11 protein-coding genes and 1 tRNA gene are annotated in these 19,698 nt (G+C 60.3%); 11 read left to right on the top strand and 1 reads right to left on the bottom strand.

Annotated features, from left to right (window positions below):
• Positions 1–3: 3 nt before the first annotated feature.
• The 5 genes from WM42_RS05860 to tgt all read left to right on the top strand — a co-directional run bounded on the left by WM42_RS05860 (position 4) and on the right by tgt (position 4,630).
• Complete coding sequence (locus tag WM42_RS05860) at positions 4–435, top strand: nucleoside deaminase (protein WP_046645837.1); 432 nt, start codon at positions 4–6, stop codon at positions 433–435.
• 44 nt (positions 436–479) lie between these two features.
• Entirely contained in the window at positions 480–680 is a 201-nt protein-coding gene (locus WM42_RS05855; RefSeq protein WP_061920058.1) for a CsbD family protein, read from the top strand.
• Between the two features lie 48 nt (positions 681–728).
• A tRNA-Ser gene (locus WM42_RS05850) sits at positions 729–819 on the top strand.
• A 110-nt stretch (positions 820–929) separates the two neighbouring features.
• Positions 930–3,332, top strand: a complete 2,403-nt coding sequence (locus tag WM42_RS05845; RefSeq protein ID WP_062036239.1) for an MMPL family transporter — start codon at positions 930–932, stop codon at positions 3,330–3,332.
• A gap of 5 nt (positions 3,333–3,337) precedes the next feature.
• On the top strand, positions 3,338–4,630 hold the full coding sequence (gene tgt / locus WM42_RS05840) for a tRNA guanosine(34) transglycosylase Tgt (RefSeq protein ID WP_061920062.1): 1,293 nt from the start codon (positions 3,338–3,340) through the stop codon (positions 4,628–4,630).
• Positions 4,631–4,784: 154 nt separating this feature from the next.
• Here tgt and WM42_RS05835 read toward each other — a convergent pair whose 3' ends face one another.
• Positions 4,785–5,483, bottom strand: a complete 699-nt coding sequence (locus tag WM42_RS05835) for a queuosine precursor transporter (protein WP_062036237.1) — start codon at positions 5,481–5,483, stop codon at positions 4,785–4,787.
• Positions 5,484–5,802: 319 nt separating this feature from the next.
• Here WM42_RS05835 and WM42_RS13645 point away from each other — a divergent pair, with 319 nt between their 5' ends.
• From WM42_RS13645 to WM42_RS05805, 6 genes are all read left to right on the top strand, one after another.
• On the top strand, positions 5,803–6,402 hold the full coding sequence (locus tag WM42_RS13645; RefSeq protein WP_235591328.1) for a hypothetical protein: 600 nt from the start codon (positions 5,803–5,805) through the stop codon (positions 6,400–6,402).
• On the top strand, positions 6,402–9,269 hold the full coding sequence (locus tag WM42_RS05825) for a vWA domain-containing protein (RefSeq protein WP_062036234.1): 2,868 nt from the start codon (positions 6,402–6,404) through the stop codon (positions 9,267–9,269). Before WM42_RS13645 ends, WM42_RS05825 begins: the two co-directional genes overlap by 1 nt.
• Positions 9,270–9,341: 72 nt before the next feature.
• A complete protein-coding gene (locus WM42_RS05820; RefSeq protein WP_062036232.1) occupies positions 9,342–13,013 on the top strand; it encodes a tubulin-like doman-containing protein in 3,672 nt (1,223 codons plus the stop codon).
• Positions 13,013–15,874, top strand: a complete 2,862-nt coding sequence (locus WM42_RS05815) for a hypothetical protein (RefSeq protein WP_062036230.1) — start codon at positions 13,013–13,015, stop codon at positions 15,872–15,874. The genes WM42_RS05820 and WM42_RS05815 overlap by 1 nt, the downstream gene beginning before the upstream one ends.
• Positions 15,875–15,888: 14 nt before the next feature.
• Positions 15,889–18,138: a SaeA-related protein gene (locus tag WM42_RS05810; RefSeq protein ID WP_062036228.1), complete on the top strand. Its 2,250-nt coding sequence runs from the start codon at positions 15,889–15,891 to the stop codon at positions 18,136–18,138.
• A complete protein-coding gene (locus tag WM42_RS05805; protein WP_062036226.1) occupies positions 18,138–19,697 on the top strand; it encodes a GAP1-N2 domain-containing protein in 1,560 nt (519 codons plus the stop codon). Before WM42_RS05810 ends, WM42_RS05805 begins: the two co-directional genes overlap by 1 nt.
• Position 19,698 lies beyond the last annotated feature (1 nt).

Genomic DNA, 19,698 nt, shown 5'->3' with positions numbered 1-19,698 from the left:
CGCATGCGCCGCGCGCTCGAGGTGGCACGCCAGACACCCGCGGGAGACATCCCGGTAGGAGCGGTGCTTTACGACGCCGCCGGCAACGAGCTTTCCACCGGCGTCAACCGCCGGGAGCAGCGCGGCGATCCCACCGCACATGCGGAAGTGGAGGCGATTCGCGCGGCCGTCGCCAAGCATGGCGATGGCTGGCGCTTAGAAGGCTGCGAACTTGTGGTCACCCTTGAGCCGTGCGCGATGTGTGCCGGGGCTATCCAGGGGGCCCGCGTGGCTTCCGTGGTCTTTGGTGCTTTCGAACCGAAGACGGGCGCGTGTGGCTCGCTTGTCGATGTCCTGCGTGCCCCCGGTGCCCTGCACGTGCCCGAAGTGCGCGCCGGAGTTTGCGAGGAAGAATGCGCCGGACTGCTCACCGGCTTCTTCGGCGAGCTGCGCTGACATTGCGTAGGATGGGGTCACCGCAAACAAAAAGGAGAAATAACATGGGCGATTTCGAAAACAAGAAGGACGACCTAGTAGGTAAGGCAAAGGAAGCTGCGGGAAACGCAACCGACAACGAGGATCTTGCTAACGAGGGCAAGGCAGACCAGGTTACTTCCCAGGCTAAGGACAAAGTCTCTGACGCTGTCGAGGGCGTAAAGGACAAGGCCAACGAGGTTATTGGCGGCCTGAAGGACAAGTAAATCCGGCGGGATTTTGTGCCGCGCGCTTCAACACGTAACCTAGACCACGGTGGCGTGTCCGAGCGGCCGAAGGTGTTCGCCTCGAAAGCGAATGTTGGGTAACCCCCAACCGCGGGTTCAAATCCCGCCGCCACCGCCATAGCGAAAGCCGTGGGGCAAGTAATTGCTCCACGGCTTTTCTTGTTTTAGCTGCCAGCGGCTGGCCGCTAGACTGGGCGAAGTTAATCAACGAGACAGAAGGTAACTCCTGTGGCAAAACTCTTGTACCGTCTTGGGCGCTGGTCCTTCCTCAACAGGTGGAAAGTGATCATCGCGTGGCTTGTGATCTTTGTGGCCGCTGTGGGCGCCACGATTGCCTTGATGAAGCCCATGACTTCGGAGTACTCCATCAAGGGCACGCCGGCGATTGACGCTACCCACCGCGCCGCCGAGCTTTTCCCGGAAAGCGGCAATTTGGCCAGCGCGCCTTCGGTGAACCTGGTTTTCCAAGCACCCGAGGGGCAGAAGCTTTCTGACCCGCAAAATAAGGAAGCGATGCAGCAGGTGGTCGATCAGATCACCAACGAGCTCGGCATCAAGGACCAGCAACGCTGGGGCAACCCGCTCGACGTATCGCCGACTTTGCAGCAGCAAGTTATCGAACAATTCACCTCGATGGGCCTGCCGGAAGAGACCGCTCGCAAGGATGCGGATAACCTCGCGATGGTTAATGAGGACGAGACCATCGCCTATACCACCTTCAACTTCGATGCGGAAAGCTCCTACACCGTTGAGCAAGAAGACAAGGACGTCGTCACCGCGGCGATGGAGCTGGGCCGCGAGAAGGGGCTAACGGTCGAGGCTGGCGGCGCGGGCTTTGGCGATGAGATTAAGGTCAACTCCACCTCGGAGATCATCGGCCTGGGCGTGGCCTTCCTCGTCCTTATCTTTACCTTCGGCTCCTTGGTTTCGGCGGGCATGCCGCTGATCTCGGCCGTCGTGGGCGTGGGCCTGGGCGCGCTCGGCGTCATGATTGCCACGCACTGGATTGAGCTCAATAACTTGACCCCGGTCCTGGCCATCATGATTGGCCTGGCCGTGGGCATCGACTATGCGCTGTTTATCATGTCGCGCTACCGCCAGGAGCGCTCGCGGATGGATGGGCCCGAAGCCGCCGGCATGGCGGTGGGCACGGCAGGTTCCTCCGTGGTCTTCGCCGGCGCCACGGTCTTCGTGGCGCTCTTCGCCCTCATCGTGGCCAAGATTGGCTTCCTCACCGCCATGGGCTTGGCTGCCGCGGGCACCGTGTTCATGGCGGTGCTCGTCGCGCTGACCCTGGTGCCGGCGCTGCTTGGCCTGGCCGGCGATAAAGCCTTTGCCGGTCGAATCCCCGGCATCGCCGGCAACCCGAATAGGAAGGGCAATCGCCGTAAGGGCGCCACCATGGGCAACCGCTGGGTGCGTGCGGTGCAGAAGGCCCCGGGCCTGGTCATGGCCGTGGTCGTGTTGGGTCTTGGCGCGTTGAGCGCCCCGGTGTTGGACATGGAGCTCGCGCTGCCGGCGGATACCAGCTCGAATCCGGATACCACCCAGCGCAAGTCCGCGGACCTGCTGGCCGAAGGCTTCGGCGCAGGCGTCAATGGTCCATTCCTGGTCATCGTCAACGGTGAGGAAGCCAACCCGGATGCGCCAGCCCTCCAGCCGCTGATCCAGGGTCAAGAAGGCGAAGACCAACAAAAGAAGGCAACTTTCGCCTCCTTCATGTACGCGACCCAGCAACTTAACCAGGTCGGCGGCGTGAAGCACGCACAGATCGTTGGCCTCAACTCTGATCAGACCGCGGCACAGATCATGGTCGCACCGACCACAGGCCCGACGGATCCCACGACCGTCGGCACGGCGTCGGCTCTGCGTGCAGAGAACGAGCGCTTGGGCGAGGTCACCGGCGCGGAAATCGGCATGACTGGCCTGACCGCCGTGCAGCTGGATATTACTGAGCGCTTGGAGGCTGCCATGCTGCCTTACCTCGCCATCGTGGTGGGCTTGGCCATCCTGTTGCTCTTCCTAGTCTTCCGCTCGGTCTTGGTCCCCGTGGTGGCTGGCTTGGGCTTCCTGCTCTCAGTGGGCGCGGCCTTCGGCCTTACGGTTCTGGTGTGGCAGGACGGCCTCTTCGGCCTGGTTCCGGCGCCTGGTCCGCTGATTTCCTTCATGCCTATCTTCCTGATCGGCGTGACTTTCGGCTTGGCCATGGATTATCAGGTCTTCCTGGTTACCCGCATGCGCGAGCACATCGCGCGTTATCCACGCGGCAATGGCACCAAGTACAACGCCGTGGATGAGGCCACCATCGCGGGCTTTACCGAAGGCGCGCGTGTGGTCACGGCCGCAGCCATCATTATGATTTCGGTCTTCGTGGCGTTTATTAACCAGCCGCTGCCGTTTATCCAGATCTTCGGTTTCGCCCTTGCCGCAGGCGTGCTTTTCGACGCCTTCCTTGTGCGCATGTCCCTCGTCCCCGCCACGATGTTCCTATTGGGCCGCGCGACCTGGTGGCTGCCAAAGTGGATGGATAAGGTCATGCCTTCCCTCGACATCGAAGGCACAGCTCTGGAAGAAGAGTGGGAGCGTGAGCATGGCGGCGCATCTGCGGATACGACGCAACACGTAAACTAGCCTCTATGATCGAGCAACAGCCGCCTTTTCCTGCACCCAAGCTAGAGACTGACCTGAGCTTCGACGTGCGCACGCGCCTCGACCAGGCTGGTCCTGGCAAGCATGGTCGCAGCGGCACCATTCATACACCGCACGGGGATATTCAGACCCCAGCCTTTATCCCCGTGGCCACCAAGGCCACGGTTAAGACCCTGACCCCGGAGCAGATCCGCCAGACGGGCGCGCAGGCTATCTTGTCCAACGCTTATCACCTTTATCTGCAGCCGGGCCACGACATCGTGGATGAGGCTGGCGGCGTCGCGACCTTTGAAAACTGGCATGGCCCCACCTACACGGACTCCGGCGGATTCCAGGTGATGTCGCTTGGCGTGGGATTCAAGAAGGTCCTGGCCATGGACACGGCCAACCTGACCGAAAAGGACATCCGCGCGGCCAAGAAGGAGCGTATGGCGCAGGTCGACGAGGATGGCGTGGACTTTAAGTCTGTTATCGATGGCTCGAAGCACCGCTTTACCCCGGAGGTCTCCATGCAGATTCAGCATGGTTTGGGTGCTGACATCATGTTCGCCTTTGATGAGCTGACCACCCTCATCGATAGCCGTGCCTATCAGGAGGAATCCGTCGCGCGAACGCACCGCTGGGCGCAGCGCTGCCTCGACGAGCACCACCGCCTGACCGAGGAGCGTGGCCCGCAGAAGCCGCGCCAGTCCCTATGGGGCGTCGTCCAGGGCGCGCAGTACGAGGACCTGCGCCGCCAAGCCACCCGCGGTCTGGTGGAGCTTTCCCAGGCTGCCGAGGCGGACGGCAAGCGCGGTTTCGGCGGCTTTGGTATCGGCGGCGCGCTGGAGAAGGAGAACCTGGGCACCATCGTGGGCTGGGTCTGCGACGAGCTTCCTGAGGATAAACCGCGTCACCTGCTGGGCATTTCCGAGCCCGATGATTTGTTTACCGCGATCGAGGCTGGTGCCGACACCTTCGACTGCGTTGCGCCGACCCGCCTGGGCCGCCGCGGCGGCGTGTACACGCTCGATGGCCGCTTGAACCTCAAGGGTGCGCGCTTCAAGCGCGACTTCACGGGCATCGACGAGGAGTTCGGCGGCTACGTCTCGGAGAACTATTCCCGCGCGTACATCCACCACCTGCTCAAGGCCAACGAATTCCTGGCCGGCACGCTGTGCACCATGCACAACCTTACCTTCATGATCCGCTTGGTGGACAACATCCGCGCCTCCATCGACGGCGGCTACTACGAGGCCTACCGCGACGAGTTCATGGGCCGCTACTACGCCGGCAAGTAAGCTACCTCCCTGCGCTCGCCGCCTCTTTTCCGCAAATACCCAGGGCTGGAACTGCAGACCTCCTGTTCGGCTTTTCTCGCGCTTGCCGACGCCGCCCTTTTCACCAGGAAGCTGCAGTTCCAGCCCTGGGTTTCTAGGTCTGGGTATTTGCGGGTTAGCTGCTGGGAACGTAGTCTTCGCGGGATTTAATCCACTTGATGACGACGGTGGTTAGCGGCAGCATGACCACCTCGATGAGGGTTTTCCACACGAAGCCGACCACTACGTAATTGAGAAAGCCGCTGAATGTGGAAATGCCGATGACTGGTGCGGCGATGATGCAGAACAACACAGTATCGCCGAGCTCGCCCACGACGGTTGAGGCCACCAAACGGCCGATGAGCCCGCGTTCACCGGACTTTGCCTTCATGCGGGTCAGCGTGAAGGAATTGAGCAGCTGGCCCACCAAGTAGCCTGCCAAGGAAGCGGCGAGGATCTGCGGCACAAGGCCCAAGGTAGCGGCGAAGGCCTCTTGGCCTTCATAGAAATCCGCCGCTGGCAGCCAAATCGCGATATAGAAGCACACCGCGGCCAGAATCGCCATGACGAATCCGATGTAGACCGCCCGCCGCGTGGACTTGAAGCCATAGCATTCGGACAGGACGTCGCCTGCGATATAAGCCAGCGGGAATAAGAAGAACGCGCCGTCGGTGATGAGCGGACCGAGCTGGACGCCCTTTGTGGCATTGATGTTGGAAATGAGGAACGTAACGACGAACACCGTAACCAGCCACGGGTACAGCGTGGACTGTACCGGGATGAATCGGATGCTCTCGCCACTGGAAGTGGTTGCGGTTGCCGATTTTTCTGTCATGGGCAGTTATCTTGCCATGCCGTCTTATGGCGTCGTCTTATGGCGTTGTCTTATGGCCTGAGAAAACAGAAATGCTCACACATCTTAGGGGAGACTGGGGAATGATCCTCAAGGTAGATCCAGCGAGATATGTGCAGCTGAATCCGGCATTATCGATGTGGCGCTGGGGTAGTGGAGGGTAAATCCCAAGGAAGAGGCGAAATGAGGCCTTAAGTATGGCATTCTTTTGCTTGCAACACTTGTGCCTATTTTGTTCCCTTTGGTTTCCCTGGCTGCTCTCTTGGCTGGGGGAGCGCTATTTGAGAAAAGGTCATTAGTTATGACATTTGGTTCGCCTGGCTCATCGCCCCAGTTTGGCGGTCCGCGCCCCGGAGCGGGTAGCGGCCCCAACAACGGCCCTAACAATGCAGCCGGCCCGAGGTTCGGATTCCCAAGTTCCCCTAGCTTCGGTTCGCCGAATCAACCAGGAGGAAGCGCGCCGTCGTTTGGCGCAGGTGGCCCCGCACAAGGTGGCGGCCAGGGTTTTGGCGCACCAGGCGGGCAGCCCAGCGCGCCGCGCAGCTCGCGCCCAGCCACTCCAGCCATGCCCACCAAGGGGCCGTGGCCTTTGCTCATCGCCGCTGGTGTGGCCGCTATTTTCTCCTTAATCGCGGTAATCGCCGCGCCATTGGCCTCCACTGCAACCCAGGGCCTTTTCTTTGGCTTGGCCATCGCAGGTTGGGTGCTTGCCGGCATCGTCGCCTTTGTGCTCCTTGGCCTATACACCCTGCAAAATACTCGGCGCCAAGCGGAAAGCTTCTACATTGAGGACACGCGCCAGACGCTGGTCTACCGCCTCGTCATGATCGGCGGCTTCTTGCTTGTGATCGCTTCCGCGGTGGAGATCGCCTTCTACGTAGGAAAGGTGATGGGCGCCTAATGCGAAAACTAAATCGTCTCCTCGCTCTCAGCAGCACTGCACTGTTGTGCGGTTTCGCAGGTTCTCTGGGAGCTTCCGCGCAAGAGGCGCCAGCGCCTGCCCCGGCACCTGAGGCGGCCCCGCCGGCAGAACAAGCACCGCAAGAACAGGCTCCACAGGATAAAGCACCGCAGGCCTCCGAGAGCAGCCTCTCTGAGACCTCGCAGAAAAACCTCGCGGACTTTAGCTCGTGTATCGCGGATAAGAAATCCGCGGACCTGTTGTTCGTGCTCGACCAGTCGCAGTCCCTCATCGGTTACGAAGGCGAACCCGCCACCGATGACTCTCACTTCCGTGTTGATGCCACCAAGGACATCGTCAATCAGCTGGCCAACCTAGGCAAGGACGCCGGCGCGGATATCAATGTCAAGCTTGCCGGATTCGGTTCAGGCTATTACTCCGAGGCCGGCGAGTACGGCGGCTGGACCAATGTTTCCGGAAACGCCGGCGCCTTGGACAAGGAGATTGACGCTTTCCGTAACAAGGAGCGCACCTCTGACCTAGAGACCGACTACGGTTTGGCCTACTCGGGCGCGCTCAAAGAATTCGGCGATCATGATGGCAGCGATTGCCGCGCCATTGTCTTTTTCACCGACGGCGCCTACGTGGGCGTTGAGACCGGTAAGGACAACGCAGCAGCCCGCAACATTTTGTGCACCCCGGATTCCACGGTGTCCGCATTCCGCCAGTCCAATATCCGCCTCTTCAACGTCGGTCTCGTACCGGCGCGCGATGCGAAGGAGCAGACGGAGCTTCTCACCGACCTGGCTGAAGGCGCGGGCTGTGGCCAAGGCGAACCGAACGGTGCCTTCTTCAACGGCGGTGAGGATCCCGCCGCATTGTTCGCGGCTTTCCGTAACCTCATCCCTACCTCCGGTGGCTTGAACAAAGAAGGCACGTTTACCGAGCAATTCGATTTCTTCCTGGATAACTCGGTCGATCCGGTCCGCTTGTCCGCGGTTCCGAAGACCAGCGTGGAAGAAGGCAAGATCATCCCGACCCTCACCGGCCCTGATGGGCAAACGGTAGAGCTGAAGCCGGATACCAAGAAGGTCGCCGGCGCTGACGTGGAGATCACCACCAATGACCGACTGCCGGGCATGGTCGACGTCGCGATGAAGAAGGGCGGCGATGGCTGGGCCGGCAAGTGGACCTTTGGCTACAAGCTGGAGGGCGGCGCCGAGGGTGAGTACCAAGCATCCATGGTGATGATTCCGGGTCTGAACCTCAACCTGCAGCGCGAAAACGGTGAGAAGCTAAGCGGCGGCATCAACTCCGACCAATTTATTAAGGCACAGCTTGTCGACGGCGGCGGTGAGCCGCGCAAGCTCGAAGGCCAAGGCACGCTGCGCGCGGAGTTCGTCCCCGAAGAGGGCGAGCCAGTAACGCTGCTCGAAAACGCCCCGATTGTGGATGGCAACGCGGTGGATATCCCGTTGGACAAGGTCGAAAACGTTGCCGCGGGCAAGCTGGTGACCAGCGTGGACATCACCACGAAGGGCGTCGATAATCAGCCGGGCTCCAAGCTCAACCCCATCAAGAGTGAAACTCCGCTGACGATTACCCCGGTCAACATGCCCTCCGTCGGCTCGGCACAGGTGGTGTCGATGACGGAAAAGGAAGTCACGGTCGATGTTCCGGTAACTGGTCCGGGCAAGGTGTGGCTGACGGAGCAAAGCTTCGGCGCTGATGAGGCCACGCTGCCGAAGGGCGTGGATGCGCTCAAGGTTACGTCCAAGCACGATTCCGTGGATAACGCGCTTGAGCTTGGTGAGGGCGAAGAGGCGACGCTGCCGATCACCCTTTCTGCAGAGAACATGGAAGACGGCGCGTTGGCTTTGAAGCCAACGCTGAGCTTGCAGTCTGCGGAAGATAACCAGGAAGCGCAGCTGCCTTTGCAACTCAAGGGCTCGATGACCACGCCTTTGAGCAAGAGCGCTTTCGGCCTTGCCTTCGTGCTGGCGGTCCTCTTGGGTCTTTTGATTCCGCTGGCAGTTCTTTACTTCATGAAGTGGTTCTCCGGCCGCATCCCTGAGTCCCCGCGTATGTTCGCGAAGACGATTCCGGTCAAGAAGGAAGGCACGAGCCTCATCCGCACGGATACCGGCAAGCCGTTTGCGGTTTCCAAGGAGGAGTTCCAGGGCGCAGTGCCTGTCGACGCCGCGCCGCGCCGGGCAAACCTGGGCCTGTACGAGGCGAAGGCAAAGATGGGCCTTAGCCCATTTACCGCGGCCCATGTGGAAGTTGAAAAGGACGGCTCCATCTCCGGAAAGGGCAAGCAGTCTGGCGGCCGCGCCATCTTGCCGCTGGCAGTTCAGAACAACTGGTTCTTCGTGGGCAACGCTAATGACAAGGATCGCGGCGAAATCGTCTTGACGGTCGACACGATGGCACATGCCGAAAAGTACGACGAGCTTTCCGAGGAGATCAACCGCTCCGCACCGGTGCTCTTCGAGCAGGTGCAGTTCCCAGCGCCGAAGGAGCCTAAGGCTCCGAAGGGCCCGAAGGGAGAGCAAGGCGCACAAGGCGCACAGGCGCCGCAGAACGCGCCGGGTGCTAACGCTCCAGTGCAGCAGTTCCCGGGGCAGCCGGGCCAGGTGCAGCAGCCGGGCCAGCCAGGTCAGCAGCGTGGCTTCGGTCAGCCAGGTGGCCAAGGTGGCTTCGGTCAGCCAGGCCAACAGGGAGGCTTTGGCCAACCGGGTAACCAGGGCGGCCAGCCAGGTGGTTTTGGTCAACCAGGTGGCCAGGGCGGCTTCGGCCAGCCGGGCAACGGGCCGCGCGGCAACAACGGTGGATGGCCGCAGGGGCCTTCCTTCGGAAACAACTAGCCCGAACCATAACGCAAGCAGAACGCACAAGTTGAACACTTAAAGAGACATCCCGAAAGGTTTTAAGAGCAGATGAAGAAGTTCCTCGTAGTTGGCTGCGGTGGCTCCGGCGCCAAGACCTTGGCTTTTATCATGGACCAGCTCAAGGCGGAGCTGCGCACCATCGATCCAGACATCACCGAGCTGCCCAAGGCGTGGCAGTTTGTGAACATCGATGTTCCCCTCGAAGAGGAGGCCGGCCCGCAGAAGCTGCCGAACGTTACCCAAAGCGGCGGTCAGTATGTGGGTATCGGCTCACGCCAGCATTACAACCAGTTCGATGCTGGTATCTCTGAAACGTTGGGCCGCTCCGGCAAGCTTGGTGAGATCGCCACGTGGGCTTCGCGTACGCCGCAATCGAATGACACAAAGCTTGCCGACGGCGCCGGCCAGTACCGCGCCATCGGCCGCATCCTGACCCTGCGCCACCTGAAGGACATCCGCAACGCATTGAACGCGGCGGTGTCTGAGATGTTTACCCAGGAAGCTATCCAGGAGCTCAACGAGCTCAATTACAAGCAGTCGAAGAAGCGCACAGATACTGGTTCCTCCGCGCCGGTTGTGCTGGTTGTTTCCTCCATGGCAGGCGGCGCAGGCGCTTCGATGTTCCTGGATGTCTGCCGCGTTCTGACCACCATCAAGAATCTCGATCCGACCAGCACGCTGGTCTTCATGTACACCCCGGAGATCTTCTCCGACAATAAGGCAGAGGACATGGCCGGCGCATGGCCCAACTCCTTGGCCATGTTCGGCGAGGTCGTTGCATCCCAGATGGGTAACTCCACCGCGCATGACCGCGCCATCTTCGAGGCCTTTGATATGGGCACCCCGCCAGAGGGGCCGACTTTCGGCCGAATCTTTCCCATCGGTTCCAAGATGGGCACCACCGGCTCCCGCTTTGGCGATGGCTCCGCGATGTCGATCTACCGCGGCCTGGGCCGCGCGCTGGCCGGCTTGATGGCCTCGACTCGTGCGTCTGACAACCTGGTCTCTTATGCGTTGACCAACACCCCATCCGGTGACGGCGGCCGCCGTTTCTTCGGTTGGGACCGTGATCAGTCCCAGGGCGGTACCCCGTGGGCCCGCCTGCCGTGGGGTTCGCTGGGTTATGCGCAGATTTCCATGGGCCGCGATCGCTTCGCTGAGTATTCCGCACAGCGCCTGGCCCGTAGTTCTTTCGATCGCTTGCTCAACGGCCACCTTGACAAGGCCAACCCAGAGGCCGGCGAGATGCAGATTGCAAAGCGCCTTGATGAGCGCCTGCCGGGCCGCTTCCAAGACATGATGTTGGATCCGAACTGGGCGATGGGCGGACCTATCGATCCGAACTCCGCGTATAACTGGCTGAACACCGTATTCGGCGGCATGGGCCAGCCAGCTGCCGAAAACGCAGCGCGCAGCCTGCGTAGTTTCATCCCGGTGGGGGAAGGGCGCAACGTTAACGAGTGGCGCGCAGAGCTCATGCAGAACCTGAGCGATCCACAGAACCAGCAGTACATCGCGGGAATGCTCCAACAGGCAGCGTATGACACCACCTATCGCTTCGCTAACTTCTTCTCAGACAAGGTCTTGAGCACGGTCGAGGGCGAGTTGGCGGCAGTGGGCCTGCCTTATGTTCGCGAGATGCTCGATCGCGTCAAGGACGTCTTGGCCAGCGGCGACCGCCTGCAGCCGCAGCTTAACGAGTTCTCTAATTCCTTCCAGAACTTCGCCGTGCTTGCGCTTCCGCAAGGCGCGGAGCCGATCCTTAGCCCGCTGACCGGCAAGGGCCAGATGACGGATCCAACGCCGACTGTCAACGCGCTACTGGGCCTTTATCACCAGCAGTTCTACCACTACTTCCTGTTGGCTGCGGCGCATATTCTGCAGGACGTTCTGCAGGATTACGTCGACGAGAACCTCTTCCATCTGCAGCGTGAGCTTGGCGACGCCCATGAGGTGCTCGAGAAGGCGGCACAGTCACGCCCGGAGACCAACAAGCTGGCAGACGTTCGCACCAACGAGGTCAACGCCTGGCCGGAGGAAGTAGACGAGGTCGTTGAGTCTCGCTTCAAGGGCGCGGAAAACGAAATCATGTTGACCGACGTCAACGCGTTTATCACCGACTACCAAACCCAGATGTTGCGCACCATTCAGGGCCAGCAGTCCACTGCCGATGTACAACATTACGATCAGGCTTACCCATTCGCGGTGCGTGCGGTCATTCGCGGCGAGTGGGATTCGCTAGATGCCAACAAGGCACCGCGGGATACGCTGGCGCCGCAGAAGCGCACCAACGATGAATACAGCAACCGTGCAGGTTGGGTATCCAAGCACCTATCGCAGCATCCGCAGACCGGGGAGCGTCGCGAGTCCCAGCGCGCACAGTACCGTTCGCGCATCCGCCCGGCAGATCTGCTGGAGCGCTCCCGTGCGTGGATTAACCGCCGCGACTATGAGTTCTACAAGTTCAACTCCGTGGATCTGCGCAGCTACCTGACGCTGACCCCGGATATCAACGAGGTGGAGCACTCCCAGCGCATTGACCGCTTCGTCAGCGCCTTCCAGATGGCGCTGAGCTACGCCCGCCCGTTGGCTGCCGTGTCCAGCGACATGGTCCAGCGCATCCACGGCAAGGACGTGCAGTACACCTACTCCTTCTCTGATATTCCTTTCGAGGCTTTGGGCAGCGAAGAAACCGGCATCGTTCCACGCCTGAGCGAGCTGCTTTCTACGCCTTCTATTGACGAGCCATCGCAGGTGGCGTTGCGTAACTCGCTGAACATGTCCGAGCAGGTACAGCACATCGAGATCTTCGGTTCCTACCCGAACTACTCGCCGATCGTATTTTCTTCCATGTTCGGCTACATCGCCGAGGACATCGATAAGCAAGAAAACTTCGATGGTTCCTACTGGTCGGAGCGTCGTACCCGTCCGCTCGCGGCGGCTCTGCCGCTGACTGAGACCGAGCGTCAGGCCATGGTGGCAGGTTGGATCATCGGCCGCATTACCGGCCGGATCCACATATCCAACCCGGATTCCGATAACGCCGCGGCACATATCTACGACGACACCGCCAATGGCGTAGGCGATTGGGTACCTTTCCCGAACCCGATGCTGATTTCCCCGCGCCGCATGGTTAAGAAGTCCGACTGGATGTCTTCCGTGCTTGAGTCCATCTTCATCGCGTACGCGAGGGTACAAAAGAACGGCGCATACGGCTTTGCCTCTTCCTTGTACCCGTACCAGTTGCTGCGCGGGCTTTACGACGACGGCCAGGACTTTGCGCACTCTGGTGCTTCGACGCACCCACTGGTTCACCGTCTGGCGGCCTTCCTGCGTGATGGCACCGTGCCGGGCCGCGGCGTCGTCGGCTCCAGCATCCAGGATCGTTATGAATCCTTCGTTGCGGAGCTCGATAAGTTCGTCCGCGGCGCAGATCACTTCATTCCGGGTGGAATGAATTCTCTGCCGGGCCAAGGCATGGATGACAAGCCATTTGCAAACATTCGCCGCCGCGACGTCGCCTCCGCTACGCCGTACTACCGTGACTTGGCGCCGGACGTCGTCGTCATGGCGCAGCGCATCCGCGATCTGCTGGGCCAGGCAAAGACCGTCGCTGAAACGCCCGATACTTTTGAGGCTCCCGCGAGCCGGGATTCTTCCAGCCAGACCCCGCGCTTTGAGCCTGAATTCAACCTCACCGACTTGGATGACACCTTCTAATGACTAACGTACTGTTCTTTGGACACGGCGCCACGGCCGATGAGATTCGTTCCCGCCTTTTCGACCTGCGAGCTGTTGGCTTGCTGCAGAACTTCATGTGGGTGGACTACACCCAACCGACGTCGGCAGCCGCAGTACGCTTCTTCGACGCCGAGGGAAACCCACGTATTGCCACTCTCGATGAGTCTCTGCGCAACTACGAAGGCGATATGCTCCTCGTGGTCATCGATACGCTGGATGAAAGTGATTCCTTGCAGCCAGACGCTTTGTCGCGGTGGGCGGCGGCCGTGGATTCGCGCATCGTCCAGGCCTCGAACCAGCGCGTTCGCCTGTTGCTGACCACCTTGCCTTTGCAGCCGGCACACATTGAGCCGCTGCAGGTGTGGGAGAACCTGGTGCTTTCCCCAGAAGAGGGCGGCACTCCTTCCGCTTCGCATATTCGCCCCATCATGCGCAGCGAAGATGGCTTTGCCTTGGCACAGTTCGCAGCTCCTGCCGTGGCATCCATCTTCGGCCTGTGGCGCGGAATGCCGGAGGCAGCTGTATTCGAGGCCGAGTCGGGCCGGCTGATGGAAACCGGAAATTGGGAAAACTTCCGCCTCGTGCGTGCTTTCCACCGCACTATCGATGCCAGCGAGGTCGAAAATGAGGTCAAGGACCGAGTATTCAATCCGAATAATCGCCTGCCGCGTACCCGCGTGAATAACACCAGCTACACCGAGCACGCTACCGATCCGAACGCGCTTACGCAGCACTACGCGGATACCCTCTTTCACGCTTTTGGTGGCAGCCTGATTTCCCAGGAAATCCCGCTGGAGACCCCGAAGACGCAGAAGATCGGCGCGTGGGCTGCGCTGCGCGATAACCTGCGCCTGTACTGGGCAACCGTCATCGGCAAGCCGCAGGATTGGGTCAACGACCGGCGCGGTGCCGTAAACAGCGCAACCGCCTCGTTCCTGCAGAATCTTCTCTATGGCCGCAATTCCAACATGGAGGTGGTTTTGGATGGCCATTCCGGCAAGGGCGAGAATGCTGTATCCATCGCACAGATGCAGCAGAAGAATAACCGGACGCTGAATGAAGCCCAGAAGGTCCAATTCGACGTTGGTGATACCCCGCAGCTGGCTGGCATGTGGGAGGCCTATCATGACTTTGCGCTGGGCTTAGTCGATGGTCAGTGGAAGGAAAACGCCAACTTCGCCCCGCCGAAGGGCAATAATCAGGACGTGCTCATTGTCCAGCACGGCAAGCAGTCCGTGCCCGATGTCAGCCAATCCTTCCGTGGTTTCCACCCGCTGATGAACCGCACGGTGGGCTATGAAAACGAGGCGCAGGCAACGATTGCACCTTTCGATCCACTCGCTGCGGAGAAGTTCGCGGCTGACCTGGAGTGGACTAGCCAGAGCACACAAAACACTGAGATCAACCGTAAAAAGCAGCAATTCGCGGCATGGCGTAACCAGCACCAGGAAACCTTCGCATGGAAGGTCGGCTCTGGTTTGGCCGCAAGCCTGCATTCCGCACGCCAGCGCGAGGCGCACTTCGAAGACGTCGCCCGCCAGCTCAGCGAGGAAGCCAAGGGCTTTGCCGAGCGTGACTTCAACGCCGAAAACCGCAAGCTGACCACCAAGCTGCGTGCTATGTGGGGCGTGCTAGGCGCGATTTTGCTCGTGCTCATTTACCTGTGCATCTCGCACTACAACAGCGACTTGCGGATTTGGGATTCCATGCCCACCCTGGACTGGAAGTGGACCACCCTCGGCGTCATTGTTTCCATCGCCTTGTTCCTGGTTTGTTCCTGGCTTGCCTTCACCAAGGCGCAGCGCGAAATCTACGATTACGTGCAAAGGCAAAAGCTCAACCGCCAGAACCAGGAGATTGCCGCGCGCAACATCGTGCTCGCAGCGGGAGACATCGACCGCAACATCAATGCATATGGTCAGTTCCTGAGCTGGTCTTCAGTTCTGGGTCGCGCAATCTATGCGCCATTCGGCTTGAAGTCCACCACCAGTGACCACCTGCGCACCCCGGAATCCGGCTTGCCGGATAACGCGCGCATCGGCAAGGCAAAGGTCTCCGACGACGAAACCAGCCGCATGGCCGAGGGAATTCGTTCCCACGTCTTCTCTGAGGCCTGGGCTCATAAGTCTTTGCGTGGGCTCGTGGATTACATGAATTCTGTCTTCGAGCGCCACCAGGTGGGCAACGGCTCTATCCAGCCGAGCGCCATGTGGGGCATGCGCGGCCAGTATTCGAAGTCGCCGCTGGACATGATCGCTCGCAACCTGGATCACCCAGCGATGGCGGATCGAGATTTGAAGCCGCAGGTCTGGCACAGTGCGATTACCAATCCACAAATGACGGGCAGCATGCAGCAGTTCCTGTCCAAGGTGACCTTCTTGGACGATAACCGCAGGCAGGAGCAATCCACCCAGCAGTTCATGGCGGGTATGAGCGAAGAAAAGGGCGCTATGCAGGCCTTCAGCAATGAATCGCTGACCACGTTGGGCGCCTCCGATGGATACACCGAGATCGATCCTTCCCGCACTCGCATCATCGAGGTCGATAGCAATACCGCGCTAACCAGCCAGCTTTCGCGTTCTTTGACCGTGGTGCAGTTCGGCCGCATCACCGATTTCAAATACTTGCTGCCAAAGGAAGCGCAGCCGGAGACGGAAGCTGCTTTACCTTCCTTCGCAGATGCGCTCAGTGGGCTGGACGAAACCGACCACATGGACTCTTTCAACAATGCTTCGCAGGTGCAGCCGGGCCGCCACAGCGCCGGCGAGGGTTCCACCGGCTTTAGCTTTGGCCGCCACAGCCAGACGCCGTCCCTCGATGACTTGGACGAGACGTTCTAGGAGCAATCACCAAGATGACGCAATCACCCAAAATTACGGATATTCCGCTTTCGCAATTCCGCCCGCTGCACGATTTGGAGCAGGTCTCGGCCGAGGACGTGCGTCGGCACATTGCACCGCAGTACGGCGAGTTTGCAGAACAAATCGCGGCGGTATTCAACGGCAGCGCCGTTGCGCATCCGGAACTTAACGCGGCCAATCTCAACCCGCAGCCGCCTGCTCCGGAGCCCCAAACGGGCGCTACCCTATCCTTCTCTGGAACTTCGGAGATCAAAGACATGAGTCCCCAAAGAGAAAACCCACAGCCGCCACAGTCGCCACAGCCTGGTAGCAAGGACATCGACTGGGCAGCGGAGCTTGCCAAGCTCAAGGCCCAGGAGAACGTACGTACCCAGGTCAACGAGGACGATTACACCAACCTGCCGGCAGATGCATTCAGCGCGCCTTATAAGGGCAAGCAGCCAGAAGGTTGGGTAGTGCCTGAGATGCACGCTGTGGTCGAGGTCCCGGAAACCACCGATGCAGCGGCAGAAGCAGAAGAAGATCCTTATGGCTACGAGCAGCCGGAAGAGGATAATTCGGACGTCCGCCACCCGGTGCGCATTTGGTGGGAGCCGGTTTCTGCGCAGCCGGGAGAACTGGTTTTCTACCGCGTCGTTGCCGATGACCGAGAGATGATTGCCTCGCCGGAAGCAGGCGAGACATTGATGATCACTCGCGGCACCGCTTACCGCGACATGGAACCGGGTGCGGCCGGTCTGCGCCACTATGCGGTGTGGGCTTATAAGGGAGCCGATCTGGGAGAAGCGATTAGCAGCCAGCCGCTGTTTATGGGTGAGACGGCAGTGGTCTTCCCGCCGGTCAACGTCAAGGTGACCACCATCAAGGGCGCAATCCAGGTGTCGTGGGACTTGCTGGAGGGCCATGAGGCCGCCGTCGTTTATGCATGCAAGGACACCGAGCGCGACTTGCTTTCCCCGCGGTTTGAGCAGGACATCGAAAGCAGTGGGCGTAAGGCCACCATCCGTGTGCAGGAGGCGGGCCAGACCATGGTTGTCTCCTTGCAAGGCCAGGCGCAGTTCCGAGATGGCAGGTTGACCAGCGCGAATGAGACGGTAGTGCAGCATTCGGTGAAGTTAGCCAGTGAGCTAGAGAAGATGTCGCTTACGCGCTGTGAGCGGGAGAATTCCGATGGCCACGACAACATCGAGATTGAGTGGAACTCGCCGAAGACGGGCGAAGTCAAGATTTATCTGACCCCGCACGCCCCATGTCCGGAGTTGCGCACCAAGGCTATCGATAAGTCTTATGTGGAAAACGCGTTTGCCGACGCCGTGACTGAAACGCGAGGCGCAACCCCACCGGATTCCGTGCAGAACACCACGATGCCGTGGCCTTCTGATTGGTACGAGGTTTATGTCACCCCGGTCAACTTCAACGAGGCCGACGCATGGGTCGGTGAGTCGCGCGTTCTGCAGCGTGTGCTGCCCATCGGGGAGGATGAAGTGCGGCTTATCGAGCGCGTGGATAGCCAGTTGATTTCCTTCACCTGGCCGCGCGGCGCCACGATGGTGGAGTGCACGACCAACAGCGGCACTACCACGGTGCGCGAGGAGGAATACGAGTTGCAGGGCGGCATTCGCCTGAAACTCGAGCGCCACAGTGACGTCGTGCGCCTGCGCCCGTTTGCCATGTTTGCGGGTAAAAGAACTGAGGCCCGCGAACAGGTCATTGAATACCCCGGCCTGCGCACGGTGACTTATGACTTCCACTATGACTTCAGCACCCGGCAGCTTGGCGTGTACCTGTCCAGCCTGGACATGGGCGATAGGCGCCCATTTTCTTGCCAGGTGATTTATAACCCGGTGCGCCTGCCGCTGTTTGCTGAGGATGGTGTGCCGTTGAAGCTGTCTGGCATGAACACGGACCGCTACACCAGCCAGGGCCTGCACCAGGGCACTTTTGAGCAGCCTGATTTCATCGTGGACTTAGACCAGCGAACCTGGAACGGCGGCTATGTTCGCCTGTTTGCGGTCGAAGACTTTGCTACGGGTGATTTTTCCGCGCAATCTTTCAACCCTGACTTCGGCCACGACTTCAGCTTGGGCCAGCAGGGCAGCTTCGATTCTGATTCGGCGTCGCAGTTCAATGCCACTGATAGGACGGTCGTGGTAGAAAGCGGCGTCGCCCAGCGCTTGCGCTTTGACCCATTGCCTTCCCCGCAGGATGGCGCGCAGAACTTCCAGCAAGGAGGGCAGTATTAATGGCGGGTGCTTTTAGCTTTGCATCCTTCTCGCGCGGCAACGGTCGGGCAGGTGGCTGGGGAGTGGGCGCAGTAAGCGGGGATATTTCCCAGGAGCAGCTGCAGGAGCTGGTTAGTTTTGTCCCAACGAGCTTGAACAGCGGTGCGCCTATCCCGGACTTTCCTTCGGCTCAGGAGCGCGCGGAGCTGGTGCGCCGCACTGCGGTATTCACGCTGACCGAGGAGGGCGAGCAATGGGTCACCATGGTCTCCGTTCCCGCCGGCATCGACGCCACGGGCCGCGGCGGCAACGTCTTTACCTACACCGCGGTTTCAGACGGGGGAGTGCCGCCCGCACCGGCGGACGTGCTGTATTCGCCGGATGTGCCGACGCCTTTTTCCATCTTTGAAGTGGACAAGGTGGAGATCCCGGAAAAAACTTCGCGCAAGGGTCCGCTTGCAAGTGACGCGCTTATCGACGACTTCTTGGCCGGCGAATTCCGCAGCCCTGCAACGTTGCCAGCGCCTTTCAAGTCCGTAGTGCCGCATAACGACGCCGCCTATAACGCGCGCTTGGTAGAAGCGATAGCGAAGGTGCTTTCTGCGAAGAAGAAAACTCTCGTCATCTTGGTGGCGCCCGAAAACCAAGCGGCCTTTTGGGTTGCTGCCGCAGCCCGCGAGGTAGGCGAGCTGGGATTCGGATTCTCTACCTTTGAAAAGCCAGCCGCTATAGCTGAGCTTCCACTGGGCACTTCGACCATGGTGGTGGTTCCTGAGTCCGAAAAGTTGCGCCTTGCAGAGCTGACCAAGGCCCGGGCTATTCCTGGCAATCCGGTGATCTTCGAACTGGGCGAGCCACTGCCGGACTTGAGCGCCTATGAGGGCGCCGGGGCAGTGGCGTCGGCGCCGACCCCAGCACCGGCAGCAGTAGAGCCAGAGACGGGCTCGCCTTTTGTTGACGAACCCGCACGATCTGTGGCCGAGCCATGGACCGAGCCATGGGCTGAGTCGCCGGCTGCAGCTGCCGCAGACTTGTCGGCTGCGTCGCAGGTAAACCCTTTCAGCGAAAGTGCGCAATCTGCGCCGCAGGGCGAGGTAAACGGGGCATCGCCAAGCATCGCGCAAACGGAACCTGCACCGACCGCAGCAGCTGCAGCGGCCCCTGCAGCGCCGGGTGCGAACGCCGTCGTTCCGGGGCTTACCTCAGATGAACTGGGACAGCTGCGAGACTTCGATCCAGCTTGGTGGATGGATTACCTGGAGGAGCATCGGGGGCGTGCTATTCACTTTGCGCTGCTGCATCCTTCCTGCTTCCCCGAGGGAACGCGGATCTTTGCGCTGGCGGCAGCATTGGCTTCTTGGGTGAAATATTTTCCGGCCGATTACAACTTCCTAGTTTCGCAGGCTTTGGGCGGCATCGACACGGCGACGCTGGATCAAGCGCGTGCACTCACTATCGAAAGATTTGCGCCTGTTATTCAGCCTGAGGAACGGCGGAGTGCGGCGACTGGTGAATTAGGACGTTACTTGAGCGAGATTTTTGCAGAAATAATCCGAGCACACGGTTTCACGGAAAGTTAAA

This window comes from Corynebacterium simulans, from assembly GCF_001586215.1.
GTDB lineage: Bacteria > Actinomycetota > Actinomycetes > Mycobacteriales > Mycobacteriaceae > Corynebacterium > Corynebacterium simulans.
Note: the sequence above shows the minus strand (reverse complement) of the source record. Positions and strands in the feature narration are given on the sequence as shown.